Genomic DNA, 24,694 nt, shown 5'->3' with positions numbered 1-24,694 from the left:
TTCTATTCTTTGTCTGCGCCGCGGACGAACGTCACCGGACAGGGCGCATCGAGCATGACGGCCTGGGCTGTCGAGCCGAAGACGGCCTTGCCGGTCGGCGAGCGCTTGCGGCCACCGACGATAACCCGATCGGCCCCGACCTTCGTCGCGAGGTCGACGATCTCTTCGGCGTGTTCGCCGACTTCACCCCGGATCGAGTAATCGATCCCGGCTTCGTCGAACAACTTGGTCATCGATCGGACGGTCTGGTGGCGCTTCGCGACCTCGTTCGGGTCTGCCATGTCGCCGTCGAAGTCCAGCCGCTCGGTGGCTCGCTGGAACTCACTTTCCGTGAATACGTGTGCGATCACCACTTCTGCGTCGGCCGGCTTTCCGATCTCGACGACTGCCTCTGCGAGTTCTTCCGCGCGGTCGTTGTCCTCCGGTCCGACTGCCAGCAGGATCGTGTGTAGCGTCATTCCTGTTGAACATGTCTACCCGAACATAAATAAATAGTCCCCCGAAAACGTGATAAATGGCTGATAATCGACGCCGTCGCCACCAGGAAAGGACCCGGCTATCCGGTATTTTTCATGCCGGCAGCGATTCCGTGGACGGTCAGTCGGAGGGTTTGCTTTTCGGTCTCCGTGAGGTGGCTCTGTGCCAGCAGACGGGTCTGGAGGAGGTTCAGCGGGTCGACGTAGGGGTTACGGCGTTCGAGATTCTCTTCGAGCCACTCGCGGTGGGTGAGACTGTCGCGCCCGGTGATTTCGAGCACGACGTCGACCGCGTTTTCGTATTCGGTACGGATCGTCGGGAAGATCCGTTTGCGGAGGTTGTCGTCGGCCAGGTCGGCGTACTCCTCGGCGATCTCCATGTCGGTCCGAGCCAGCGCCAGCGCCGCGTGGTCCAGGATCGTGTTGAAGAACGGCCACTCTTCGTACATTTTCTGGAGCGTCTCGATATCCCCACCGTCGTCGAGATAGGCGTTCAACCCGGAGGCCAGCGAGTACCAGCCAGGGATGATACAGCGGGCCTGCGTCCAGGAGAACACCCACGGGATCGCACGGAGATCCTCGACGCTGCGCTCTTCGCTCCGGGAGGCGGGCCGGGAGCCGAGGTTGAGGTTCTCGATGACGGTGATCGGCGTCGCCTGCTCGAAAAAGGAGACGAACCCATCGGTCTCGAGCAGTCCCTGGTATGATTCGCGAGCGGCATCGGACGCGGTCTCCATCGCTGACATCCACTCGTCGGGGATCTCCTCGATCGGGTTGTGCATGGCCGTGTGTCGCGCCTTGATCTGCGCGTTGGCCATCTGTTCGAGGTTCCGTTCGGCGATGTTGTCCTCGGCGTACTTTTCGGCAATCGCCTCGCCCTGCTCCGTGAACTTGATCTGCCCGTTGCAGGTCTCGTTGGGCAGCGCCTGCATCGCCTCGTGCATCGGCACGCCACCGCGGGAGATCGAACCACCACGACCGTGGAACAGCCGCATCTCGACGTCGAAATCGTCGTGGATCTCCGCTAGCCGCTTCTGGTTGCGGTACAGCGACCACTGGGCCGCGAGATAGCCGTTCTCCTTGTTGGAGTCAGAATAGCCCAGCATGATCTCTTGGGTGTTGTTCCGCGCTTCCAGGGCTTTAGCGTAGGCCTCGTTCTCGAACAGTGTCCCCATGATCCGGCGTGCGCCCGAGAGGGCGTATTCGGTCTCCAGAAGCGGGACGAGATCGAACCCGCAGTAGCCCGGCAGATCGACGATACCGGCCTGATCGCCGAGGAACAGCACTTCCAGCGCGTGAGACGGCTCCTCGAACATACTGATCGCGTACGTGTCGATGGCGTCGACGCCGAACTCCTTCTGCCAGTCGGCCGTCTCGTCGAACCGCCTGAGCACGCGCTCGGCCTCGTCGGAGAGGCCCTCGGTGTCCTCGATGTCGATGACCGGTCGGTCCTGCAGGATCGACTCGGTGAGGAACTCCTGACGCTCCTGTTCGTCCATACCCTCGTAATCGATGTTTTCCTGCTGTTCGAGGGCCTCGGTGACGGCGTTGGTATGCATCTCCTGGTGGTCACGCAGGTCGAGGCTCGCGAGGTTGAAGCCGAAGGTTGCGACCTTCCGGACCAGCGGCTCGACGTACCGCTCCGAGATCTGACCTGCGCCGTTCTGTTCGAGGCTCTCCGCGATGACTTGCAGGTCCTCGAGGAACTCCTCTTCGTCGCTGTAGCCACCCGATCGGACGTCCGAAACCCGGAGCACCGACTCGCGCATCAGCTTGAGCTTCTGGCGGTAGGGCTCGTTGGGGTAGCGATCTTTGGCTTCCTCGGCGACACCCGGCAGTCGATCGCAGTGGGCGTCCAGCCGCTCCTGGAAGCGTTCCCCGACGTCGATCTGTCGCCCGTCCTGTGTCAGCACGCCGGACAGTTCCTTGAGACGGTCCCGATACAGGGGGAGCACGACGTCACGCTGTCGTTCGAGCGTCTCGGCGGTGACTTCGGGCGTCACGAACGGGTTGCCGTCGCGATCGGAGCCGGCCCACGAACGGAACTCGTAGAGCTTGGGCACGTCGATTTCGGACTCGTAGATGTCGTCCAGCGCCCACTCGAACTCCTCGTAGATCTCGTCGATGACATCGAACAGGACGTTTTCGAGGTACCATTGAACGTTCAGGGCCTCGTCGGTGACTTCGGGCCGCCGATCACGGACCTGCGGCGTCTGCCAGAGGCTCGTCACCTGCGCGCGGACGTTCTGACGGACTCGTCTGTCCTCGTTGTCGGTGAGTCGTACTTCGTCGAGCTCTTCCAGGTTCTCGGAGATGTCCCGGAGCTTCGCCTTGACAGTTTTCCGCCGTGCTTCGGTCGGATGGGCCGTGAACGTCGGCTGGATGAGAATATCATCCAGGATCGACTCGACGGTCTCCGGGTCGACGTCGTTTTCGTGCAGGTACTCGGCGGCCTCCTGGACGCTGTCGTCGAGCGTCCCGTCCTGAGTCCCCTCTCGGATCTCCCGAACGCGCTGGCGTTCCTCAGCGAGGTTGATCAGTTCGAAGTAGGTAGTAAACGCACGTGCGATGACATCCTGTTTCTCGGGTGAGAGGCGATCGAGCGTGTCGTGGATCGGTTTGCGACTGTCGGCCTCGCCACGTCGGTAGTGTATGGCCGCGTTCCGGATCGTCTCGACGAGGTCGAACGCTTCTTCCGAGCTTTGGTGTTTGATTACCGATCCCAGGAGCTCTCCCAGTTCCCTGACGTCCTGGTTGATCTCTCTGGCGTGCAAATTCATACCACTCTCTGACAGGGGCTAGGGTATAACGTTGGCGGATCGGGATGGATGTATCATAGTATTGTTCGTTAAAGATACTACTCAGTGGGTAACAATACCGGGCGTTTGGCCCCATGCACGCATTTCTGGACGATCGACCGATCCTAATATAATATATCTTATTATAATATCTCACCCAGTGGCCGCTACTTCGATTGACATAGATTGGCAATCCACATGCCCAAATATTGGGGGTCGAACGCACATCGGCGCGATCGATCCGAAGGTCACTTCGGCCGATGCGCCACGGCGTCTCCGACCGCGCTTCCCGTATTACAGGGGTCGAGCGTCTCGGAAAAGTTGATGATTGATAATTCGAAAATCTGTAACGATTTTCCCTACGATGATGAACGTTCCTGAACCATATCCCCGAATCTCTTAAACACCCCGTATTTTGGGGGTAAACAGGTGAGTGGATGGAAGACGTAGGAGTGTCTACGGTGGTCCAGATACCGACGGTTTGCGTCGGTATGGCTGTCAGGGACCATTCCCGGAGGGACACACAATGTACGAGATACGAATTCATGGACGCGGCGGGCAGGGATCAGTTACGCTTGCCCAGCTGCTTGCACAGGCTGGCCACGAAGAGGGCATCTGGTCACAGGCGACACCGTCGTTCGGTGTCGAGCGACGCGGTGCTCCCGTCGAGGCCTACGTACGCTATAGCGACGAAAAGATCACCGAGCGAAGCCACGTCGAAGAGCCGGACTTCGTCATCGTTCAGGACACGAGCCTGCTCGAGTACGTGGACGTGACGAAGGGGGTCAAAGACGACGGGACGCTGCTGGTCAATACCGACGCCGATCCGGACGACGTCGATATCGACACCGAAGCGGAGATCGTCACCGTCGATGCGACCGAGATCGCGCTGGAGAACCTCGGGCGCCCGATCATGAACACGGCACTGTTGGGCGCGTTCGCGGGCGCGACGGAGAAGTTGAGTACGGAGAGCCTCGAGGCGGTCATCACGCGCAAGTTCGAGGGTGAGATCGGCCAGAAGAACGTTGCGGCAACGACTGACGCGTTCACGGAGGTACACGCATGAGCGACACACAGGACCCATACGAGAACCTGAAAATCACGACCGGTGCCGTCGCGGAACCGAACACGTCCCGAGCGAACAAGACCGGTTCCTGGCGGGAGCTCAAACCGGTCGTCGATCCGGACACCTGCATCGAGTGTGGACAGTGTGAGACGTACTGTCCCGACCAGGCCGCCAAGCCGGTCGAAGGCGAGGACTTCTACGCGTTCGATCTCGACTACTGCAAGGGCTGTGGCATCTGCGCGGACGTGTGCCCGACCGACGCCATCGAAATGGTACGGGAGGAGGCATAATATGGCGCGAGCTGAACCTTCAGAACAGGAGAACCCCTCGGACGAACAGGAAGTCATGAAGGGGACGTCGGCAGTCGCGAAAGGCGTCATGGCTGCCGATCCCGACGTGGTCTCGGCGTATCCGATCACGCCCCAGACGGGTATCGTCGAGAAACTCTCCGAACTGGTCGCCGACGGGAAACTCGACAGCGAGTTCATCAAGGTCGACAGCGAGTTCAACGCTGCCTCGACGTGTATCGGCGCGTCGGCGGCCGGCGCTCGCGCGTTCTCCGCGACCTCCAGTCAGGGCCTGAAGCTGATGAGCGAACCCCTCTTCACGGCCGCGGGGATGCGCCTCCCGATCGTGATGGCGGTCGCCAACCGGTCGCTGTCGGCTCCCCTCTCTATCTGGGCCGACCACACCGACGCCTTCGCGGAGCGCGACGGCGGCATGCTTCAGTTCCACGCCGAGGACGTCCAGGAAGCGATCGACCACGTGCTGCTGGGATTCCGGGTCGCCGAACAGGTCAACCTGCCGGCGCTATCGAACTTCGACGGGTTCATCCTGACTCACGTCCAGGAACCCGCCAACATCCCCGACGAGGAGAAAGTCAGCGAGTTCCTCCCGCCGCGGGACCCCGAGTACACCCTCGATCCCTCGGACCCGAAGACGATGGGTGCGTACGCCCGGCCGGAACACTGGACCGAAAGCCGCTACGAGATCCAGCGCGCGATGATGGACGCCCGCGAGGTCTGGGCCGACGCCGTCGAGGAGTTCAACGACGTGTTCGGTCGGGACTACACCGAGTATGGGGGGATGCTTGACACCTACCACGCCGAGGACGCCGATCACATCGTCGTCGCGATGGGGTCGATCGCCGGGACGATCCGCAACGTCGTCGACGCCTACCGCGAGGACGGCGAGAAGGTCGGGATGGTCCGACCCCGGGTCTTCCGACCGTTCCCGGCTCCCGAACTCCGGGACGCGCTGGCCGACGCCGAAAGCGTCGCCGTGCTGACCAAGGAGATGTCGCCCGGCTACGAGAGTGCCTTCGCCGGCGAGATCAAGGGCGCGCTCTATCACGCCGAGAGTCAGCCCCCGATCAAAAGCTACGTCCTCGGGATGGCCGGCCGTGACGTCAAGCCCGAAGATATCGCCGAGATCATCGAGGACGTCAAGACGGCGACTCCCGAGATGGGCTTCAAGGAGAGCGAATCGTGGCCGCAACTGCGTCCGGAACTTCTCAACGGAGGGGACGACCAATGAGCTCCGACCTACAAGACCAGGACTACACCGACGAACTCGAGCACGGCGAGGAACTGTGGAACCCCGGCCACCGCGCGTGTGCCGGCTGTGGCCCCGCGCTGGCGATGAAATACATCACCGAAGCCGCCGGCGAGAACACCATCGTCACCAACGCGACGGGTTGTATGGAAGTCGTCTCGACGCCGTACCCCGAGAGCGCCTGGGGGACCAGCTATATCCACAACATCTTCGAGAACGCCGCATCGGTCGCGGCCGGTGTCGAGGCCGCCTACAAGTCCTTCGACCGGCGTGATCCGGACCACCTCGACGTCGAGGACAGCGACGATCTCAACATCATCGCAATCGGTGGAGACGGCGCGACCGCCGACATCGGCTTCCGCGCGCTGTCGGGCATGATGGAGCGCGGCCACGACGTTCTCTACATCATGTACGACAACGAGGCGTACATGAACACTGGCGTCCAGCGCTCCAGCCAGACGCCGTTCGGAGCGGCGACGACCACCTCACCCGCTGGCAAGGAGAGCATCGGCAACGACACCAACAAGAAGGACATGATTTCGATCGCCGCCGACCACGGCATCCCCTACGCCGCGACGGCGTCGATTTCCAACCCGCACGACTTCAAACAGAAAGTCGAGAAGGCCCTCGAAATCGAGGGGCCGAAGTTCCTCCACGTCTACGCGCCATGTCCGGTCGGCTGGAGTTTCGACTCCGCGAAGACCGTCGATCTGGCCGAAAAAGCCGTCGAAACTGGTCTGTTCCCGGTCTTCGAGATGGAAGACGGCGAGATCACCAGCGTCAACAAGATCCGCGACCGCGAACCGGTCGATGAGTGGCTCGAGCCTCAGGGCCGGTTCAAGCACCTCTTCAAGGACGAGGAAAAAGGCGAGCAAGCCATCGAGGAACTACAGACCTGGATCGACGAACGGGCCGAGGACCTCGGCTTGGACGCCTAAATGGGTCAGTAGCGTCCCCCGGTTGGCCGCGATCTCGTACGTCCCGCGTTTTCCGCACTGTTCGCATATCTCTTCTGCCTCTTTTCGACCGCTTCGATCCCGTCGCATACTGGTATAGTTCGTACAGACATCCGGTACACCGTCGTGCCGAATCAGTTCGAAATGCTATAGCCACCAGTATCAGCAGTGGCCAAGATCTATAACGTTCGATAATGTATTTTGGGTATGGGACCGGATCGCGTCGATACATGCCCCGAACAACGCCGCCAGCGAACGGACGGCGAACAGTACTACTGCGAACTGCTGTACGTCCACGACGACGGACGATGACTGGATCGTCGCGGCGGCAACGATCCGATAGCAGCTGCTGGTGCACTAGCGTATAAAAAACGGAATGGAGTACGATGCCCGACTTACAGGTCGCGCGGCTGCACCGTCTTGCGGTCGTTGGCCTCGGCGCGACGAGCGGCGTCTTCCAGCAGCTCGTCGACTTCCTCGTCGAGGGCATCGTAGAAGTCCGAGGCGACGTTCATATCATCGAGCGCTTCCTTGACAGCGGCTTTGACGATTAGGTCTGCCATACAGGACAGCTATTCCAGAGGGGAGTTTATAAGCGTTCCCGTTTCCGGCCGCTCTCGGAGTCGCTCGCGCCTGTTTGCATGCTGCTTCACCGAATTTGAACTGTGCGGTATGCAGATCCGGCCAGCATACCCAACTATATCGGGCCAAGGGTATTGCCCCCGTATCTCTAATAGGAGTTTGCCGGCAGAGACCGGCGGAGTCGAATGCCCAAGTGTAATCACTGCAATGCACACGTCTCGGACCAGTTCGCGCGAGTCTTCGCCAACGAGTTCGGCGAGATTCTCGCGTGTCCCAACTGCTCGGCAAACGCCGGCATCGCCGAAGTGGCCCAGCAGCGCGCTCGCCAGACGTGAATGTCGGACGAACATCACGTGTACGTCCTCCGTTGTGCCGACGACACCTTCTATACTGGCTATACCACGGACGTCGAGCGCCGCGTCGAGGAACATCAGGCCGGGCAGGGAGCGAAGTACACCCGCGGGCGCACGCCTGTCGAACTCCTACACGTCGAGTCCTACGAAACGAGAAGCGAGGCGATGTCCCGCGAGTACGAGATCAAACAGCTCTCTCGGGCGGATAAAGAGCGGCTTGTCGATACGTCGTGAATGACACCGGTCGTCAGATCGGCGTGAGAACGATGTCCCGGGCCTCGTAGTCCTCGAAATACGCGCCGTGGCCTCCCATTGTCACGCGACCATCCCTGTCAGTATGGCCGACGAGCCCGATCTCGCCGAAAAAGGAATTCGTACTCGGCTCGACGAAGCTCTGACGGACGGTCGTCAGTTGCCCTTCCATCGTCTGCCAGGTGGAATCTTCCTCGGCGGGCGCCTCCCGAACACGCGCCTGGAACCCGACGGCGTTCCCCTCACGGAGGTGCAACGCGGTGTTCAGTGCCGCGTCCCGGAGGTTAGCGGTTTCGTACGGGAGCTGTCGCGCGTCCGTAATGTAGACCTCCTCACCCTCGTCCCAGTGCTGGGACATGAACTGCATGAACGCCAGGCCGTAGAGTCGATCCGTGTCGTACTTGAGCCCGATCACCTCTTCTTCCTCCTCGTTGGGCATGCCGATGACACCGGTCTGCTGGTCGACGGCCAACAGCGTGTCGAGCTCCTGGTCCCAGGCCCGAACCAGCGTCGCCGTCTCCTCGAAGTCGTATTCGGCTGCCGTCTGTGTGTCAGTGTAGAGACAGAGTGCGATGAACGCGCCGTCGGCGTAGCTCTCCGCCAGCGAGTCTTCGATCTTCTCGTAGACCTCCGGCGACGTCCCGATCAGGATCTCGTGCGTACCGGACTCGATCTGTTCGCGGATTCCCGTGATCAGTTGGTCGTTCGTATTGATGTCTTGTACTTGCATTCGATTGTCAGACGGTTACACGATCGCATAAATAAGCGTTGTCGTGCGAGTATCACATCTCGAATCGGGGTCGTGTTGGCCGTCCCGATTACCCGGTCGAAGAGTCAAACGTGATAATCACGAGTATTTTTTAAGTATAGTGAGCACCCAACGCCGTATAATGGCCGCAAACACTGGGCGCGTGCTCGTCGTCTGTCGCCCGGACAACCGAGAGCATGCCGTCGAAACGCTGGAGCCGGTGACCGCCGACGTACCCGTCGAGACAGTCACGTCCGTCCCGGACGCCCGGACTGCACTCGATACGAACGACGTGATCTGCGTCGTGAGCTTCGTCGAAGTACGCGACTCGCGCGGAAACGAATGGGTTAGCGGCATTGAGCTGTACGAGGAAGTCGACGACCGCCCGTCGAACATTCCGTACGTCCTTATCTCCGAGACCGGTAATGACGACATCGTCCAGATGGCGCTCGACGCCGGCGTGTCGAACCTCGTTCGACCCTGGCCGGGCGACCGTCCCGAACGGGACCTGCAGGAGATCGTCGAACAGGTCGTCACGCGGCGTCGTATCTACACGACTGTCGACGCTGCCACCGACGGGAACCTCGACGTACGGATCGACACGGCCGATCTCGAAGGGGATTTCCGGGAGATCGCGACCCGTGTGAACGGCCTGATCGACTCGATACAGGACGATATGGAACGACGCCAGCAGGTCGCCCGGGACCTCGATTCGTCGATCCAGGAACTGCGGTCGCGATCCGAACAGGTCGCCGACAGCTCTGACGGCATCAGCGATGGCACCCAGGAGATGACAACCCGGATCGAGCAGGCAAACAGCGAGGTGTCGACGCTGTCCGCGACTGTCGAGGAAATCGCGGCAACGTCCGATGACGTTGCCAAGACGAGCGAGGACGCGGTCGAGGCCGCGAACGACGGCCAAGAGTCCGCCGAGAGCGCGATGAACGCCATGGAGAACATCGACGAGGCGGCGACCGAAGTGGCCGACGACGTGACGCGTCTCCAGGAGCGGGTCAACGAGATCGACGAGATTGTCGAGCTCATCAACGACATCGCAGACCAGACGAACATCCTGGCGCTAAATGCCAACATCGAGGCCGCACGTGCCGGGGAGTCCGGCGACGGGTTCGCCGTCGTCGCCAACGAAGTCAAAAATCTCGCGACGGAATCCCAGGAACACGCCGAGACGATCGAGGACATGCTGGAGGGCGTCCAGCGTGACACCGAGACGACCGTCCAGAGCCTCGAACAGGCGACCGACGAGATCGAGACTGGCGTCTCCGAGGTCGAAGCGACCATGCAGGCCCTCGATGACATCGCCGAGAAGATTCGCGACGCGACGACCGGCATGGAGGAGGTCGCCAACGCGACCGACGACCAGGCAGCCTCGACGGAGGAAGTCGCATCGATGATGGACGAGATTGCGGAGATGGCCGAGGATACCGCCGACGAGATCCAGGAGATCGCGGATGCCAACAGCAAGCAGGTCTCCGAGATCAGTCAGCTGGAGCGGTCGATGCGACAACTCGTCGAAGACGACAGCGCGGTCTGATCGCGACCGCTACCCGAGGCCTTTTTGTCCAGCCGACCCCGAACCCGTGGTATGAACGAGGATCTGCTCGACATCGTCTGTTGCCCACTCGATAAATCCGAACTCGAACTCGACGCGCAGGACCGCGACGAGGGCGAGATCGTCACCGGCACACTGACGTGTACGGAATGCGGTGAGACGTATCCGATTGAGGACGGCATCCCGAACCTGCTGCCGCCGGACATGCGCGAGGAAACGCCGGCCTAGGTCAGGCGACGAGGAGGTATATCGCGACGAGAACGCCAGCCAGAACGACGAACGATCCCAGCAGCACGACGGTATTTTCGAACAGAAGCGTCGCAGCGATAGCGACCGCCAGCGCGACGGCACCGAGAACGAGGACAGCGATCTCCGGACGGATCGAGATATCGAACGCATCGACGGAACGGTCCCGTGTCCGGGTAGGCGTCGATCGTGGCTGTGGCTTCGAGAGTGACTCGTCGACAGCAACGTCCCGCGGTTCCGGCTCCGGTTCGGTGAGTATCACGTCCACATATCGGGTCGTCGCACCGTACGCCGTGGCGACTTTGAGCTTCCCGCGGACGGGGCCGGACCCCGATACGTCGACGGTGATACGCCGCGTCGAGTCGCTCGCGACGTGATGGTTGTTCGCTGACAGCGTCGCGATATCGGATAGGTCGTCGTCCAAGTGCAAGTGCACGTGGACTGATTCCCCGTGGTTCTGCAGGACCACGTCGAACGATCCGCTCACCTCGACTTCGTTGGGCACCTCGAGGCCGTGCAACTGATCACGGTTGACGTGGACCGGCAGCGTATCTGTCACGTTCGGTGTTGCGTAGCGATAGTAGAAAAAGCTTCACGGTGAACCAAGCAACGACTCGGAGAACACTCACCCGATGGGCCGCCACACGCTGCACGGCCGAAATTCGGACCACGCGCAGACGTGCTCGTATTCGCTGCGCGCGTGTCTGCTCTCATTCAAATCCCCGTATTCCGCGTGCGTCGCTCGCGAGTTTACGAGCGACAGAAGTGCGCTGGCCGAGATTTGAACTCGGGTTAGGACCGTGGCAGGGTCCTGTGATACCACTACACCACCAGCGCTCACATCGTTCGCCCGTCGGTCGGGCGCACGTCAGTTCGCATTCTAAGCAACCGCCGAGAAGAATAAAAGGCTTCCGAATCGCCGTCCCGCCACCGGATTTGTCCGTTTGACTGCCGTTCCGTCCCGGAAATTCGATTTTTGCGAACTGACTTCGCGCGTGTCTATGTGATGCGCTGTGCACTCGGAGGGATGGCACGGTGCCGGTCGCGGTACGTGCTGGCACACCGTGACTACGCTCGTGAGGGTCGCTCGCAGGCGTGCGACGGCGTCTCACCACCACTGGAATCCGCTACCCTTTTAGGTGCGGACCGAAGACTAATCGCTACAGTCTAGTGGCGTGGCGTGGAAGCGTCACGGCATGACGACCAGCGTGCTCGTGCCGTCGTCCCTCACCCGGGAAGCCGAGGACAAACGCGAGGCGACTCGCAAACTCGGTTACGTGGCCCGCGCGGCCACGGTCTTCCGGGCGGATCGGCTGACGATCATCCCCGACCCTGACGGCGAAGGGAAGTTGGACGGCGGGTTCGTCGAAACCGTCTTACGGTACGCCGCGACGCCGCCGTACCTCCGAAAGGAGGTGTGGGGCAAGCGGGACGAACTGGAGTCCGTTGGCGTCCTGCCGCCGCTCCACGTGACACCACGGACCGGCTCCGGATCGAACGATTCGGGGTCGTTGAGACAGGGACTCGTGACCGAGGTCGGATCTGATGGGCGCGTTCGGGTCAATTGCGGCATGCAACACCCGATCTCTCTGGCTGTTCCCTCCGGAATGGAGGTCAGCGAGGGGGAGCGCGTTGCCGTCAGGATCTATTCGCGACGACCGGTCCGCGCGAAACTCGTCGACGAACCCCTTCCGGGGTTTGCCGTCGACCGTGCGGACCTGGACGAAGCGCTCTCGCGTACCGACGCTGGCGTGCGGATCGCCGCATCGCGCCACGGTGTCGAACTCACGACCGACCGTCTCGGCCAGCTGGTCGGGACGATCCACGGTGAGGACGACGGCGCGGGCGATCTGACCGTCGCGTTTGGCTCGCCCGAGCGCGGGTTGCCCGCCATCATGGGGATCGACCCCGACGGTGTCGGGCCGACTGAGATCGAGACGGTCACCGGATCCGAATCGGACGCTACCCGATTCGACCTCTGGCTGAACACGATCCCGGATCAAGGCAGCGAGGTGGTGCGAACCGAAGAAGCGATGTTCGCAACACTGGCCTGCCTCAGTCTCACGGAGTGAGAATCCGATGCCACAACCAAGCAGACCACGCAAAGGCTCGATGGGTTTCAGTCCGCGCAATCGGTCGGCCAGCGAGACGCCGCGGTTCAACAGCTGGCCCGACGACGACGGACAGCCTGGCGTCCAGGGGTTCGCCGGCTACAAGGCCGGGATGACACACGTTGTGCTCATCAACGACGAACCGAACTCGCCACGCGAGGGAATGGAGACGACCGTTCCCGTCACCGTCGTCGAAACGCCACCGATGCGGGCTGTGGCGCTTCGAGCTTACGAAGACACGCCGTACGGACTCCGACCGCTGACGGAGGTCTGGACCGACGAGTTCCACTCGGAGCTCGACCGGACCCTCGACCTTCCCGAGGACGGATCCGACGGTACAGAGGCACAGATCACGGACGCTCTTGAAGCGGGCGAACTGGGCGACGTGCGGCTCATTACCCACACCGTCCCCAGCGAGCTCGACGGCGTCCCGAAGAAGAAACCCGACGTGATGGAGACACGCGTCGGCGGCGGCTCGCTCGAAGAGCGCGTCGAACACGGGCTTGAGATTATCGAGGACGGCGGCGAACACTCGATGAACGACGTGTTCCGCGCCGGCGAGTACGCCGACGTCGCGGGCGTCACCAAGGGCAAAGGGACACAGGGTCCCGTCAAGCGCTGGGGCGTCCAGAAGCGGAAGGGCAAACACGCCCGCCAGGGGTGGCGGCGCCGGATCGGCAACCTCGGTCCGTGGAACCCCTCCCGCGTCCGGTCGACCGTGCCCCAGCAGGGCCAGACCGGCTACCACCAGCGCACGGAGCTGAACAAGCGCATTCTCGACATCGGCGACGACGAGGTCACCCCTGAGGGTGGCTTCGTCAACTACGGCGAGGTCGAGGGCAACTACACGCTGGTGAAGGGATCGCTGCCGGGTCCGGAAAAGCGCCTCGTGCGCTTCCGACCGGCTGTCCGCCCGAGCGACAGCCCGCGACTCGATCCCGAGTTGCGCTACGTCTCCACCGACTCCAACCAGGGGTGACCTGAATGCAGGCTACAGTACACGATCTGGACGGCGACGCCGACGACGAGATCGACCTGCCGGCGGTCTTCGAAACGACCGTTCGGCCGGACCTGATCTCGCGCGCGGTCCAAGCCGCCCAGGCAAACCGAAAGCAGGACTACGGCAGCGACGACTACGCCGGCCTCCGTACCCCTGCCGAGTCGTTCGGCAGCGGTCGCGGGCAGGCGCACGTCCCGCGCCAGGATGGTACCGCAAAGCGGGTCCCCCAGGCCGTCTCCGGCCGCCGGGCCCACCCGCCGAAAGAACAGAAAGACCGCGGTCTCGATCTCAACGACAAGGAGCGCCAGAAGGCGATCCGGTCGGCGATCGCGGCGACTGCCGACAGCGAGGTCGTGGCCGAGCGCGGTCACGAGTTCGAGTCGGACCTCGAACTGCCGCTGGTCGTCAGCGACGACTTCGAGGACCTCGTGAAGACCCAGGAAGTTGTCGACACCCTCGAGGAACTCGGCGTTCACGCCGACATCGAGCGCGCCGACGACACGAAGATCAAGGCCGGACAGGGCAAGTCCCGCGGACGGAAGTACCGCCGGCCGAAGTCGATCCTGTTCGTGACCAGCGAGGAACCCTCGAAGGCCGCGCGGAACCTCGCCGGCGCGGACGTCGCGACCGCGGCCGAGGTCAACGCGGAAGACCTCGCACCCGGTGGCGACGCCGGTCGCCTGACGATCTGGACCGAGAGTGCACTCGCGGAGGTGGCTGACCGATGAGCGTACGCGACGTGATCAAGCATCCACACGTCACCGAGAAGGCGATGGACAAGATGGACTTCCAGAACAAGCTACTGTTCATCGTCGATATCGACGCGACGAAAGACGAGATCGTCGACGCGATCGAGACGCAGTTCGACGTCACGATCGAGAACGTGACGACGATGGTGACGATGAACGGTAACAAGAAAGCCGAAGTAACACTGTCCGAGGCCGACGACGCGCAGGAAGTCGCCTCACGAATCGGGGTGTTCTAAGATGGGACGACGCATTCGCGGACAGCGACGTGGTCGCGGGACGCCGACGTTCCGTGCCCCGTCGCACCGCTATAAATCCGATCTGCAGCATCGCACTGTCGAAGACGGCGATGTCGTCTCCGGGACAGTTGTCGACATCGAGCACGACCCGGCCCGCTCGTCGCCGATCGCGGCCGTCGAGTTCGAGGACGGCGACCAGCGACTCGTACTCGCCCCCGAAGGCATCGGGGTCGGCGACGAGATCCAGGTCGGCGTCAGCGCCGAGATCGCACCTGGCAACACCCTTCCGCTGGCGGAGATCCCCGAAGGGGTTCCGGTGTGTAACATCGAGGCTAACCAGGGCGACGGCGGCAAGTTCGCCCGCGCCTCGGGTGTGAACGGCCGACTCATCAGTCACGACCGCAACGTCGCGGTCGTGGAACTACCGAGCGGCGAGTTCAAACAGCTCGATCCGCAGTGCCGGGCCACGATCGGCGTGGTCGCCGGTGGTGGTCGGACCGAGAAACCGCTGGTCAAAGCCGGAAACAAACATCACAAGGCGAAAGCGCGCGGCATGGTTTGGCCGCGGGTCCGCGGTGTGGCGATGAACGCCGTCGACCACCCGTTCGGTGGCGGTGGCCGCCAGCACCCGGGCAAGCCGAAATCGATCTCCCGTAACGCCCCGCCGGGACGGAAAGTCGGGGACATCTCTTCGCGGCGAACTGGCCGCGGTGGTAACGAATGAGCTCGGATTACCAGATCGGCCACGAAGGCGAGTTTACCTACCGTGGCTACACGCTCGACGAGCTGCAGGACATGGATCTCGAGGAAGTCGCGGAACTGCTCCCCGCACGCGTGCGGCGAAGTATCAATCGCGGCCTGTCCTACGAGAAACAGCAGTTGCTCGAAGAGGCACGCGAGGCCGAAGAGGAACAGACGGCCAACAACCCGATCCGGACACACCTCCGGGACATGCCGATCGTCCCCGAGATGGTCGGGCTGACCTTCGCCGTCCACAACGGGCAGAGCTTCGAGCGAGTGAAAATCGAGCCGGAGATGCTCGGGCACTACCTGGGCGAGTTCCAGCTCACCCGAACGTCGGTCGAACACGGACAGGCCGGCATCGGGGCGACCCGATCCTCGAAGTTCGTACCGCTCAAATAAACCATGGGAATCAGCTACTCAGTCGAAGCCGATCCCGAAACGACCGCGAAAGCGATGCTTCGGGAGCGGCAGATGAGCCACAAGCACAGCAAGGCCATCGCCCGGGAGATCAAGGGCAAGACAGCCGGCGAGGCTGTCGAGTACCTCGAGGCTGTCATCGAGGGTGACCAGCCGGTCCCCTTCCGACAGCACAACTCGGGCGTCGGCCATCGAACGAACATCGACGGCTGGGACGCCGGTCGCTTCCCGGAGAAGGCCAGCAACGCCTTCCTGGACCTGCTGGAGAACGCCATTGGCAACGCCGACCATCAGGGCTTTGACGGCGAGAGTATGGAGATCATGCACGTCGCGGCCCACAAAGTCGGCGAGACCCAGGGACGCCAGCCCCGCGCGATGGGGCGGGCCTCTGCGTTCAACAGCATGGAAGTCGACGTCGAACTCATCCTCGAGGAGGTCGAGGAATAATGGCTGACGAACAGCAGTTCATCGAAGACGGGCTCCAGCGGACCCAGATCGACGAGTTCTTCGCAGACGAACTGGGTCGTGCGGGTTACGGCGGCATGGACGTCGCCAAGACTCCGATGGGAACCCAGATCGTCCTCAAGGCCGAGAAGCCCGGGATGGTCATCGGCAAGGGCGGGAAGAACATTCGCAAGCTCACGACCACGCTGGAAGAGGAGTTCAACCTCGAAGACCCGCAGGTCGACGTCCAGGAGGTCGATGAGCCGGACCTGAACGCCCAGATCGTCGCTGATCGACTGGCGAACGCCCTCGAACGCGGCTGGTACTTCCGGAAGGCCGGACACACCACGATCGACCGGATCATGGAAGCCGGCGCGAAGGGCGCTGAGATCGTCCTCTCCGGGAAGGTCACGGGTGCACGCTCGCGCGTGGAGAAGTTCAACCGTGGCTACATCAAGCACAACGGCGAACCCGCCCAGGAGATCGTCGATCACGGCCAGGGCGTCGCCGTCATGAAGCTCGGGACGATCGGCGTGGACGTCAAGATCATTCCGCCGGAGGCCGAGCTGCCGGACGACTTCGAGATCTACGACGATGTTGACGTCGCCGATTACGTCGAGGACGTCGAGGGCGAGTCCGTCGAGGAACTCCTCGAAGGCGAACCTGACGAGGGCGAGGCCGCGGCGGCCGACACCGAGGAGACGCCCGACATCGACGAGGAAGTCGCCGAGGAAGCGCCCGAAGACTTCGACGATGTCGACGTGCCCGACGACGATGATGTCGAGGACGACCTCGACGAACTCGAAGAGGCCGTCGACGAGGAACTCGACGAGGAGACCGAGGCAGAAGCCGAGGAACTCCTGGATGAAATGGACGACGAGACGAGCGAGGAGGACGAACAATGAGCATCGTCCACGTCGAAGAACTGCGGGACATGACGCCCGCGGAACGGCAGAACGAGCTCGAGGAGCTCGAGACGGAGCTGCTGAACGCCGAGGCCGTCAAGGCCGCCGGTGGTGCGCCGGACAACCCCGGCCGTATCGGTGAACTCCGTCGGACAATCGCGCGGATCAAGACGGTCCAGCGTGAAGAGGGTGATCTCGAATGAGATCACCAGATACGTCGAACGGTGTGAACCGTGAGACAGGCAATCTCGAGGAGGAGCAGTAAGATGACACGCACGCCCGAGACGCTCGCGCGACACGAATTGGTTGGACTGGACGTCCGCGTTACGGCGGCGTCCAACCCCGACTTGCTGGACATCGAAGGCGAGGTCGTCATGGAGACGGCCAACACGTTGCACATCGAGCGAGCCGACCGGGCGTGGCCAGCGCGGAACGACGTTCCGCGGGACGTTCGAGCGGGCCAGCGCGGCGCTACGCGCCGCGAGTCCGAGGCGGTGTCACCGTCTCGCGCCCGCGAGAAACTGGTGCCGAAGGCGGCTGCGACGTTCGAGTTCACTCTTTCGGACGGACAGCGAGTCCGCGTCGACGGAGAGCGACTCGTCGCACGACCGGCCCGACGCACAGAACACACAGGTGATTCCATATGGCGATAGGACTGAACGTACAACAGCCGGAGACGAGCTGTGACGACGAGAACTGTCCGTTCCACGGCACCCTTTCGGTGCGCGGACAGACGCTCGAAGGCACAGTCGCCTCCACAGACATGGAGAAGACCGTCGTCGTCGAACGCGAGTACGACGTCAAGGTACCCAAGTACGACCGATATATGAAACGTCGGTCCCGGGTGCCCGCGCACGCACCGCCGTGCCTCGACATCGAGGTCGGCGACACGGTCACGATAGCAGAGACACGACCGCTCTCGAAGACGAAATCCCACGCAGTCGTTTCCGTCGAGGGAGGTGACGAGTGATGGAAGCGCTGAAAGCAGACGTCACCCAGGGCCTGGAGAAGGGGTCGCTGATCAACTGTGCCGACAACACTGGCGCACGCGAACTCAAAGTGATCAGCATCACCAACTACCAGGGGACCAAGAACCGCCACCCGAAGGCGGGTCTGGGCGACAAGATCACCGTTTCGGTCACCAAGGGGACGCCCGAGATGCGTCGCCAGGTGCTCGAGGCAGTGATCATCCGCCAGCGCAAGCCCATCCGCCGACCAGACGGCACGCGCGTCAAATACGAAGACAATGCGGCCGTCATCGTCGACGAGAACGAGGACCCCCGCGGGACCGAGATCAAGGGTCCCGTCGCGCGGGAAGTCGCCGAGCGGTTCGGCAGTATCGCATCGACAGCGACAATGATCGTATAGAACCATGAGCGAGCAACCATCGAAACAGCGAACCCAGACACGGCGCGCCCCGCTGCACGAGAAGCAGTCGCAGGTGCGGGCGACGCTGGCCGAAGACCTCCGCGAGGAGTACGGCCAGCGATCGGTCCGCGTCAACGAGGGCGACACTGTCGAGGTCATGCGTGGCGACTTCGCCGGCGAGGAAGGCGATGTCGTCAACGTCGACCTCAGAGACGCTGTCGTACACGTCGAGGAAGTGACCCTCGAGACAGCCGACGGGGAAGAGGTCCCCCGGCCGCTCGAGTCGAGCAACCTCCGCGTGATCGACCTCGATCTCGAGGACGATCGTCGGCAGGCGCGCCTGGAAAGCGAGGAGGATAGCGCATGACGAAACATCAGAAACGACTCTCGGTACCGAACAGCTGGCCAGTCGAGCGCAAGACCCAGACGTTCACCGTCAAGGCCGATGCCGGCCCGCACGGTGAGGACGGCGTGCCCCTGCTGATCGTCCTTCGGGACGTGCTGGGGTACGTCGACAGCCGCAAGGAAGCCCGCTACGCGCTGAATCAGGATCAGATCCTGATCAACGGCACGCCCGAAAGCGACGAGTCGCGCCCGGTCGGGATGTTCGACATCCTGGCGTTTACCGAGCGCGAGGAGTACTACCGGGTGTTCCCCGGCGAGGGCGGTCGGCTCGCGCTGACGGCCATCGACACCGATGCCGCCGAATCCAAACTCGGCAAGATCGTCGGCAAACAGCACGTCTCCGGCGGCGACGTCCAGTTGACGTTGCACGACGGGCACACGCTACTGGTCGACGACGCTAGCGAGTACGCTCCCAGTGACTCGATCGTCATCGCCAACGAGGACGACGAGATCGTCGCTCACTTCGAGTACGAAGAAGGGGCCCTGGTCACGGCGGTCGACGGCCAGCACGCCGGCGAGATCGGCACGATCGACGAGATCCAGGTCACCGCCAGCAGTGCGCCGAACAACGTCCTGGTCGAACAGGACGGCGGCGAGGGCTTCGAGACGATCGAGGAGTACGTCGTCGTCATCGACGAGAACTTCACGAGCGACGACGAGGACGAAGAGGCTGCACCGGAGGCCGATGCGGGCGCCGACATTCCGGACGAGGCCGACGCAGACGAGACCGACGACGAGGAAGCAGGAGGTGACGACGAATGAGCTCGGAAAGCGCGGAGGGCGAGTTCCACGAGATGCGCGAGCCGCATATCGAGAAGGTTGTCGTTCACATGGGCGTCGGCGAAGGCGGTCGCGAACTCGCCAACGCTGAAGAGATCCTCGAAGAGGTCACAGGCCAGCAGTCCGTTCGGACGCGGGCCAAAGAGACTGTCGGGGAGTTCAACATCCGACAGGGTGACCCGATCGGTGCGAAGGTCACACTTCGCGCCGAGCAGGCTGAATCCTTCCTGGAGACGGCACTGCCGCTGGTCGACCTTGCGGCCGGACAGTTCGACGATACGGGCAACTTCAGCTTCGGGGTCGAGGAACACACCGAGTTCCCGAGCCAGGAGTACGACCCGACGATCGGGATCTACGGGCTGGACGTGACGGTCAACCTCGTCCGCCCCGGCTATCGCGTCACCAAGCGCGACAAGGCCGATCGCCCGATCCCTTCGAACCACCGGCTCGATCCCGAGGACGCGATCGCGTTCGTCGAGTCGACCTTCGACGTGGAGGTGAACGAATGAGCGAATCCGAGCAGGAATCGAAAGAAGCCACTGGCGAGCAGGCCGCGAAGCGAACCGGGCAGATGCAGGCCTGCCAGCGTTGCGGTCGCGAACAGGGTCTGGTCGGGAAGTACGATATCTGGCTGTGTCGCCAGTGTTTCCGAGAGATCTCCCGTGACATGGGCTTCGAGAAGTACAGCTAACAATGACAGGAAACGATCCACTCAGCAACGCGCTGTCGGCAGTCGACAACGCCGAGAGCGTCGGAAAGCTGACCCAGACAGTCGAGCCCGCCTCGAACGAGATCGGCAGCGTACTCGAAGTCTTCTACGACAGCGGGTACATCGGCGGCTTCGAGTTCGTCGACGACGGCAAAGCCGGTCGGTTCGAGGTCGAACTGAAGGGTGCGATCAACGAGTGCGGTTCCGTGCAGCCCCGCTATTCGGCGGGCGCTGACGAGTTCGAGAAGTGGGAGAAGCGGTTCCTCCCCGCCCAGGACTACGGTGCACTCGTTGTCTCCACCAGCCACGGCATCATGAGCCACTACGACGCTCGCGAGGAGGGCGTCGGTGGCCAGGTGATCGCATACGTCTACTAACAATGGCACGAACAGTACTCGAAATTCCAGACGATGTCAGCGCCGAGATGGACCATCTCGAGCTGACGGTCGAGGGACCGCAGGGTAGCGTTACGCGCCGACTCTGGTACCCGGACGTCTCCGTGGATATCGATGGCGACGAACTTGTCATCGAATCCGACGAGGACGACGCCAAGACGCGCGCGACCGTCGGGACCTTCGAGAGCCACGTGGAGAATATGTTCCACGGGGTCACCGAAGGGTGGGAGTACGAGATGGAGATCTTCTACTCTCACTTCCCGATGCAGGTCCGTGCGGAAGGCGACGAGGTCGTCATCGAAAACTTCCTCGGGGAGAAGGCCCCGCGAAAGACGCCGATCCACGGCGATACCGATGTCGACGTCGACGGCGAGGAGATCACGCTCTCCGGCCCGAGCATCGAAGACGTCGGACAGACGGCTGCCGACATCGAGCAGCTGACGCGCGTCACGGACAAGGACGTGCGGGTCTTCCAGGACGGCGTCTACATTACGCAGAAACCGAACCGAGGTGACGCCTGATGGCAGACGAAGACAACGAATTCGAAGCGTTGACAGACATCAGTGGTGTCGGCGACGCGAAGGCCGACGCGCTGCGCGAGGCTGGCTTTGAGACGGTCGAGGATGTCCGAGCCGCCTCACAGGAAGAACTTGCCGAAGCCGAAGGTGTCGGGAACGCGCTCGCTGCGCGTATCAAAGCCGACGTCGGCGAACTCGAAGTCTCCGAAGAGGCAGAGGGTGACGTCGAAACGGACGAACCCGAAGCAGCCGCGGAGGCCGAGGACGTCGAGACTGAACTCCAGCCGCGCGGGCTGGTCGAGAAGACGCCCGACCTGGACGAGGAGACCGAGCGACTGCTGACCCAGCGCAAGCGGGTCGGCAAGCCGCAGTTCAACCGCCAGGACTACCACAAGAAAAAGCGCACGCCGACCTCGTGGCGCGAGCCCCGTGGCGGCCTCTCCAAACAGCGACGCGGTATCAAGGGTAAGGGTCCGAAAGTCGAAGCCGGCTTCCGGACCCCCGAGGCAGTCCGAGGCCTGCATCCGAGCGGCTTCGAGGAAGTCCGCGTGCACAACGTGGACGACCTCGAGGGCGTCGACGGTGACACCCAGGCCGTGCGCATCGCTTCGAAAGTCGGCGCGCGCAAGCGAGAGCGGATCGAGGAGGAAGCCGAGGACGCCGGCATTCGCGTCCTCAACCCTACCTACGTCGAAGTGGAGGTGTCAGAATGACTGATCTCAGCGCACAGAAGCGACTGGCTGCGGACGTGCTGGACGTCGGGAAAAACCGGGTCTGGTTCGACCCCGACGCCCAGGGCGAAATCGCCGACGCGATCACCCGTGAGGACGTCCGCGAACTGGTCGATGAGGGACTCATTCAGACCGAAGCAGCCGCTGGAAACTCCCGTGGTCGTGCCAAAGAGCGCCAGCAGAAACGCTCCTATGGCCACCAGAAGGGGCACGGTTCCCGCAAGGGGAAATCCGGCGGTCGCGAGAACGAGAAAGACGACTGGCGGTCGCGCATCCGCGCCCAGCGGCGTCGGCTGCGTGAGCTTCGCGACGAGGAAGACGAGCTGTCGGCCTCGGAGTATCGCACGCTATACGACCGCGCGAGCGGCGGCGAGTTCGACTCTGTCGCCGATCTCGAGCGGTATATCGAAGACCAATTCGGTGAGAACTGATGGCGACAGGACCACGATATAACGTTCCGATGCGCCGGCGCCGCGAGGCCCGGACGGATTACCATCAGCGGTTGCGCCTGTTGAAATCCGGCAAGCCACGCCTGGTCGCTCGCAAGAGCAACAAACATGTCAGGGCGCAGCTGGTGATTCGCGGCTCGAACGGCGACCAGACGGTCGCAAACGCTGTCTCCAGCGACCTCGAGGCGTACGGCTGGGAAGCCCCGACGGGCAACCTCCCCGCCGCCTACCTCACGGGGCTGCTGGCCGGACTGCGGGCCGTCGAGGCCGGCTACGAGTCGGCCGTGCTGGACATCGGACTCAACACCCCGACACCCGGTAGTAAAGTATTCGCAGTGCAGGAAGGCGCAATCGACGCCGGCCTGGAAATTCCCCACAACGACGAGGTACTCGCACCCTGGGAGCGGACCCGCGGCGAGCATATCGCCGAGTATGCCGACTCGCTGGACGATGATCTCTACAGTGGGGACTTCGACGCGACGGATCTGCCGTCGCATTTCGACGACACACGAGAGATCCTCTTGGAGGGAGACATCGACCTATGAGCGAATCTGACGGATGGACACCACGGACGCGGCTCGGCCGGAAAGTAGCCGAGGGCGAGATCGACACGATGGTCGACGCCCTCAACGCCGGCCTGCCGCTGAAAGAGCCGGAGATCGTAGACCAGCTCGTCCCCGATCTGGAGGACGAGGTACTGGACATCAACATGGTCCAGCGGATGACCGACTCGGGCCGCCGAGTCAAGTTCCGCTGTGTCGTCGTCGTGGGCAATCGCGACGGACTGGTCGGCTACGCCGAGGGGCGTGACGACCAGGTCGGCGGCGCGATCCAGAAAGCGATCGACGTTGCCAAGCTCAACCTCATCGACGTTTCCCGGAGCTGTGGCTCCTGGGAGTGTGGCTGTGGCCGACCGCACACGGTCGCGCTGCGCACGACCGGCAAGGCCGGTAGCGTCGAAGTCGAGCTCCAGCCCGCACCGCGCGGGCTCGGCCTCGCGGGCGGGGAAACCGTCCGTAAGGTGCTCGAACTCGCGGGTATCGAGGACATCTGGACGCGCTCGTCGGGGAACACGCGTACGACGGTCAACTTCGCGAAGGCGACGTTCAACGCCCTGCGGAACACCGCCGAAGCGCGCGTGCCCCAGCGAGCCTACGAACAGCGTGAGGTGATCGAATAATGAAGGCGGTCGTTCAGCTCCGCGGCGAGATCGACATGACGAGCGGGGTTGAGGATACCCTCGACATGCTGAACCTCGGTCGCGTCAACCACGCGACGCTCGTGCCGGACACAGACACCTACCGAGGCATGATCACCAAGGTCAACGACTGGGTCGCTCACGGCGAACCCAGCCAGGACGTCCTGGAGACGCTCCTCAAGAAGCGGGCCGAGCCCCTCGAAGGGGACGGCTTCGAGGACGATAGCTGGTGGGCGAGCTGGGAGACCGACTACGATAGCGTCGGTGAACTGGCCGAGGCGTTGCTCGAAGAGGAGACGACCCTGAAAGAGCAGGGGCTGTCGCCGACGCTGCGACTGCACCCGCCGCGGGGCGGTCACGAGGGGATCAAACATCCCACCAAGGAAGGCGGGCAGCTCGGTAAACAGACGACAGAAGACATCGACGAGCTCCTGGAGGCGATGCGATAATGACGAGCAAGAAGAAACGCCAGCGCGGCTCGCGCACGCACGGCGGCGGCACCCACAAGAACCGACGCGGGGCCGGCCACCGTGGCGGTCGCGGTGCCGCTGGTCGCGACAAACACGAATTCCACAACCACGAGCCGCTGGGCAAGTCGGGGTTCACGCGTCCCGAGAAGGCCAAAGAGACCGTCGAGACGATCGACGTTCGGGAACTCGACGAGGACGCGCCGCTGCTTGCAGCTGACGGCCTCGCCGAGGAGACCGACAGCGGCTATCGGATCGATGCCCGCGAGGTCGTCGAGACGACCGCCGAGACGGATGTCGTGAAGGTGCTCGGTGCCGGGCAGGTTCGCAACGAACTCGAAGTGGTCGCTGATGACTTCTCCGAGACCGCTCGCGAGAAGGTCGAAGCCGCCGGCGGGAGCGTCGAGCTCACCGAGCGCGGCGAGAAGCGACAGGCTGAAGACGAATCCGACGACGACAACGAATAA

The 24,694-nt window shown here is 62.9% G+C and carries 37 protein-coding genes and 1 tRNA gene; 32 read left to right on the top strand and 6 right to left on the bottom strand.

Annotated features, from left to right (window positions below):
- Positions 1-2: 2 nt before the first annotated feature.
- The gene (locus HSEST_RS09440; protein ID WP_229120684.1) at positions 3-458 is read right to left on the bottom strand and encodes a universal stress protein; all 456 of its coding nucleotides are present in this window, start codon (positions 456-458) and stop codon (positions 3-5) included.
- 98 nt (positions 459-556) lie between these two features.
- Positions 557-3,256 (bottom strand): phosphoenolpyruvate carboxylase, encoded by a 2,700-nt coding sequence (ppc, locus tag HSEST_RS09435; protein ID WP_229120683.1) that lies wholly within the window; start codon positions 3,254-3,256, stop codon positions 557-559.
- Positions 3,257-3,800: 544 nt separating this feature from the next.
- Between ppc and HSEST_RS09430 the strand changes: the two genes are divergently transcribed.
- From HSEST_RS09430 to porB, 4 genes are read left to right on the top strand one after another with little or no spacing between them, the layout of a single operon-like run.
- Complete coding sequence (locus HSEST_RS09430) at positions 3,801-4,340, top strand: pyruvate ferredoxin oxidoreductase subunit gamma (RefSeq protein WP_229120682.1); 540 nt, start codon at positions 3,801-3,803, stop codon at positions 4,338-4,340.
- A complete protein-coding gene (locus HSEST_RS09425; protein ID WP_229120681.1) occupies positions 4,337-4,630 on the top strand; it encodes a 4Fe-4S binding protein in 294 nt (97 codons plus the stop codon). The genes HSEST_RS09430 and HSEST_RS09425 overlap by 4 nt, the downstream gene beginning before the upstream one ends.
- A 1-nt stretch (position 4,631) precedes the next feature.
- Positions 4,632-5,876: a pyruvate ferredoxin oxidoreductase gene (locus HSEST_RS09420; protein WP_229120680.1), complete on the top strand. Its 1,245-nt coding sequence runs from the start codon at positions 4,632-4,634 to the stop codon at positions 5,874-5,876.
- A complete protein-coding gene (porB, locus tag HSEST_RS09415; protein WP_229120679.1) occupies positions 5,873-6,832 on the top strand; it encodes a pyruvate synthase subunit PorB in 960 nt (319 codons plus the stop codon). Before HSEST_RS09420 ends, porB begins: the two co-directional genes overlap by 4 nt.
- A 413-nt stretch (positions 6,833-7,245) precedes the next feature.
- Here the strand turns inward: porB and HSEST_RS09410 are convergent, their stop codons facing one another.
- Complete coding sequence (locus HSEST_RS09410) at positions 7,246-7,413, bottom strand: DUF1931 family protein (RefSeq protein ID WP_049994193.1); 168 nt, start codon at positions 7,411-7,413, stop codon at positions 7,246-7,248.
- Positions 7,414-7,617: 204 nt separating this feature from the next.
- On the opposite strand from HSEST_RS09410, the gene HSEST_RS09405 reads away from it, so the two are divergent.
- Together HSEST_RS09405 and HSEST_RS09400 are read left to right on the top strand one after the other, a co-directional pair.
- Entirely contained in the window at positions 7,618-7,767 is a 150-nt protein-coding gene (locus HSEST_RS09405; RefSeq protein ID WP_229120678.1) for a DUF7563 family protein, read from the top strand.
- Positions 7,768-8,019 carry a GIY-YIG nuclease family protein gene (locus HSEST_RS09400; RefSeq protein ID WP_229120677.1) on the top strand — a complete coding sequence of 84 codons (252 nt, stop codon included), beginning with the start codon at positions 7,768-7,770 and terminating at the stop codon, positions 8,017-8,019.
- Positions 8,020-8,032: 13 nt separating this feature from the next.
- Here HSEST_RS09400 and HSEST_RS09395 read toward each other — a convergent pair whose 3' ends face one another.
- Positions 8,033-8,767 (bottom strand): TrmB family transcriptional regulator sugar-binding domain-containing protein, encoded by a 735-nt coding sequence (locus HSEST_RS09395; RefSeq protein WP_229120676.1) that lies wholly within the window; start codon positions 8,765-8,767, stop codon positions 8,033-8,035.
- Positions 8,768-8,927: 160 nt separating this feature from the next.
- On the opposite strand from HSEST_RS09395, the gene HSEST_RS09390 reads away from it, so the two are divergent.
- Together HSEST_RS09390 and HSEST_RS09385 are read left to right on the top strand one after the other, a co-directional pair.
- Positions 8,928-10,337, top strand: coding sequence for a methyl-accepting chemotaxis protein (locus tag HSEST_RS09390; protein WP_229120675.1), 1,410 nt, complete (start codon positions 8,928-8,930; stop codon positions 10,335-10,337).
- 51 nt (positions 10,338-10,388) lie between these two features.
- Complete coding sequence (locus tag HSEST_RS09385; RefSeq protein ID WP_229120674.1) at positions 10,389-10,583, top strand: methytransferase partner Trm112; 195 nt, start codon at positions 10,389-10,391, stop codon at positions 10,581-10,583.
- A gap of 1 nt (position 10,584) precedes the next feature.
- On the opposite strand, the gene HSEST_RS09380 is transcribed toward HSEST_RS09385, so the two are convergent.
- Together HSEST_RS09380 and HSEST_RS09375 are read right to left on the bottom strand one after the other, a co-directional pair.
- On the bottom strand, positions 10,585-11,160 hold the full coding sequence (locus HSEST_RS09380) for a DUF7524 family protein (RefSeq protein ID WP_229120673.1): 576 nt from the start codon (positions 11,158-11,160) through the stop codon (positions 10,585-10,587).
- Positions 11,161-11,367: 207 nt separating this feature from the next.
- Positions 11,368-11,438, bottom strand: a tRNA-Gly gene (locus HSEST_RS09375).
- Between the two features lie 359 nt (positions 11,439-11,797).
- Here HSEST_RS09375 and HSEST_RS09370 point away from each other — a divergent pair.
- The 24 genes from HSEST_RS09370 (at position 11,798) to HSEST_RS09255 (ending at position 24,694) form a co-directional block, all read left to right on the top strand.
- Positions 11,798-12,673 carry an RNA methyltransferase gene (locus HSEST_RS09370; RefSeq protein WP_229120672.1) on the top strand — a complete coding sequence of 292 codons (876 nt, stop codon included), beginning with the start codon at positions 11,798-11,800 and terminating at the stop codon, positions 12,671-12,673.
- A 7-nt stretch (positions 12,674-12,680) separates the two neighbouring features.
- Positions 12,681-13,691, top strand: coding sequence for a 50S ribosomal protein L3 (locus HSEST_RS09365; RefSeq protein WP_229120671.1), 1,011 nt, complete (start codon positions 12,681-12,683; stop codon positions 13,689-13,691).
- 5 nt (positions 13,692-13,696) lie between these two features.
- Positions 13,697-14,440, top strand: a complete 744-nt coding sequence (rpl4p, locus tag HSEST_RS09360) for a 50S ribosomal protein L4 (protein WP_229120670.1) — start codon at positions 13,697-13,699, stop codon at positions 14,438-14,440.
- Positions 14,437-14,697 (top strand): 50S ribosomal protein L23, encoded by a 261-nt coding sequence (locus HSEST_RS09355; RefSeq protein WP_229120669.1) that lies wholly within the window; start codon positions 14,437-14,439, stop codon positions 14,695-14,697. The genes rpl4p and HSEST_RS09355 overlap by 4 nt, the downstream gene beginning before the upstream one ends.
- A 1-nt stretch (position 14,698) precedes the next feature.
- On the top strand, positions 14,699-15,421 hold the full coding sequence (locus HSEST_RS09350) for a 50S ribosomal protein L2 (protein WP_229120668.1): 723 nt from the start codon (positions 14,699-14,701) through the stop codon (positions 15,419-15,421).
- Positions 15,418-15,840 (top strand): 30S ribosomal protein S19, encoded by a 423-nt coding sequence (locus HSEST_RS09345; protein WP_229120667.1) that lies wholly within the window; start codon positions 15,418-15,420, stop codon positions 15,838-15,840. The genes HSEST_RS09350 and HSEST_RS09345 overlap by 4 nt, the downstream gene beginning before the upstream one ends.
- A gap of 3 nt (positions 15,841-15,843) precedes the next feature.
- Positions 15,844-16,305: a 50S ribosomal protein L22 gene (locus HSEST_RS09340; protein ID WP_229120666.1), complete on the top strand. Its 462-nt coding sequence runs from the start codon at positions 15,844-15,846 to the stop codon at positions 16,303-16,305.
- On the top strand, positions 16,305-17,207 hold the full coding sequence (locus tag HSEST_RS09335) for a 30S ribosomal protein S3 (RefSeq protein ID WP_229120665.1): 903 nt from the start codon (positions 16,305-16,307) through the stop codon (positions 17,205-17,207). Before HSEST_RS09340 ends, HSEST_RS09335 begins: the two co-directional genes overlap by 1 nt.
- Positions 17,204-17,410, top strand: coding sequence for a 50S ribosomal protein L29 (gene rpmC / locus HSEST_RS09330; RefSeq protein ID WP_229114616.1), 207 nt, complete (start codon positions 17,204-17,206; stop codon positions 17,408-17,410). The genes HSEST_RS09335 and rpmC overlap by 4 nt, the downstream gene beginning before the upstream one ends.
- A 63-nt stretch (positions 17,411-17,473) precedes the next feature.
- Positions 17,474-17,860 (top strand): ribonuclease P protein component 1, encoded by a 387-nt coding sequence (locus HSEST_RS09325; protein WP_229120664.1) that lies wholly within the window; start codon positions 17,474-17,476, stop codon positions 17,858-17,860.
- Positions 17,851-18,177 (top strand): 30S ribosomal protein S17, encoded by a 327-nt coding sequence (locus HSEST_RS09320; RefSeq protein WP_229120663.1) that lies wholly within the window; start codon positions 17,851-17,853, stop codon positions 18,175-18,177. Before HSEST_RS09325 ends, HSEST_RS09320 begins: the two co-directional genes overlap by 10 nt.
- A complete protein-coding gene (locus HSEST_RS09315; protein ID WP_229120662.1) occupies positions 18,177-18,575 on the top strand; it encodes a 50S ribosomal protein L14 in 399 nt (132 codons plus the stop codon). Before HSEST_RS09320 ends, HSEST_RS09315 begins: the two co-directional genes overlap by 1 nt.
- A gap of 4 nt (positions 18,576-18,579) precedes the next feature.
- Positions 18,580-18,942, top strand: coding sequence for a 50S ribosomal protein L24 (rplX, locus tag HSEST_RS09310; protein ID WP_229120661.1), 363 nt, complete (start codon positions 18,580-18,582; stop codon positions 18,940-18,942).
- The gene (locus HSEST_RS09305; protein ID WP_229120660.1) at positions 18,939-19,742 is read left to right on the top strand and encodes a 30S ribosomal protein S4e; all 804 of its coding nucleotides are present in this window, start codon (positions 18,939-18,941) and stop codon (positions 19,740-19,742) included. The genes rplX and HSEST_RS09305 overlap by 4 nt, the downstream gene beginning before the upstream one ends.
- On the top strand, positions 19,739-20,269 hold the full coding sequence (locus HSEST_RS09300; protein ID WP_229120659.1) for a 50S ribosomal protein L5: 531 nt from the start codon (positions 19,739-19,741) through the stop codon (positions 20,267-20,269). Before HSEST_RS09305 ends, HSEST_RS09300 begins: the two co-directional genes overlap by 4 nt.
- Positions 20,266-20,451 (top strand): 30S ribosomal protein S14, encoded by a 186-nt coding sequence (locus tag HSEST_RS09295; RefSeq protein WP_229120658.1) that lies wholly within the window; start codon positions 20,266-20,268, stop codon positions 20,449-20,451. The genes HSEST_RS09300 and HSEST_RS09295 overlap by 4 nt, the downstream gene beginning before the upstream one ends.
- A 2-nt stretch (positions 20,452-20,453) precedes the next feature.
- Positions 20,454-20,846, top strand: coding sequence for a 30S ribosomal protein S8 (locus tag HSEST_RS09290; RefSeq protein ID WP_229120657.1), 393 nt, complete (start codon positions 20,454-20,456; stop codon positions 20,844-20,846).
- 2 nt (positions 20,847-20,848) lie between these two features.
- Entirely contained in the window at positions 20,849-21,385 is a 537-nt protein-coding gene (locus HSEST_RS09285) for a 50S ribosomal protein L6 (RefSeq protein WP_229120656.1), read from the top strand.
- Positions 21,385-22,095: a 50S ribosomal protein L32e gene (locus HSEST_RS09280; RefSeq protein WP_229120655.1), complete on the top strand. Its 711-nt coding sequence runs from the start codon at positions 21,385-21,387 to the stop codon at positions 22,093-22,095. Before HSEST_RS09285 ends, HSEST_RS09280 begins: the two co-directional genes overlap by 1 nt.
- The gene (locus HSEST_RS09275) at positions 22,092-22,544 is read left to right on the top strand and encodes a 50S ribosomal protein L19e (RefSeq protein ID WP_229120654.1); all 453 of its coding nucleotides are present in this window, start codon (positions 22,092-22,094) and stop codon (positions 22,542-22,544) included. Before HSEST_RS09280 ends, HSEST_RS09275 begins: the two co-directional genes overlap by 4 nt.
- Positions 22,544-23,107, top strand: coding sequence for a 50S ribosomal protein L18 (locus HSEST_RS09270; RefSeq protein WP_229120653.1), 564 nt, complete (start codon positions 22,544-22,546; stop codon positions 23,105-23,107). Before HSEST_RS09275 ends, HSEST_RS09270 begins: the two co-directional genes overlap by 1 nt.
- Positions 23,104-23,742 (top strand): 30S ribosomal protein S5, encoded by a 639-nt coding sequence (locus HSEST_RS09265; RefSeq protein WP_229120652.1) that lies wholly within the window; start codon positions 23,104-23,106, stop codon positions 23,740-23,742. Before HSEST_RS09270 ends, HSEST_RS09265 begins: the two co-directional genes overlap by 4 nt.
- The gene (rpmD, locus tag HSEST_RS09260) at positions 23,742-24,209 is read left to right on the top strand and encodes a 50S ribosomal protein L30 (RefSeq protein ID WP_229120651.1); all 468 of its coding nucleotides are present in this window, start codon (positions 23,742-23,744) and stop codon (positions 24,207-24,209) included. Before HSEST_RS09265 ends, rpmD begins: the two co-directional genes overlap by 1 nt.
- The gene (locus HSEST_RS09255; protein WP_229120650.1) at positions 24,209-24,694 is read left to right on the top strand and encodes an uL15m family ribosomal protein; all 486 of its coding nucleotides are present in this window, start codon (positions 24,209-24,211) and stop codon (positions 24,692-24,694) included. The genes rpmD and HSEST_RS09255 overlap by 1 nt, the downstream gene beginning before the upstream one ends.

The sequence above is a fragment of the Halapricum desulfuricans genome, from assembly GCF_017094465.1.
GTDB lineage: Archaea > Halobacteriota > Halobacteria > Halobacteriales > Haloarculaceae > Halapricum.
Note: the sequence above shows the minus strand (reverse complement) of the source record. Positions and strands in the feature narration are given on the sequence as shown.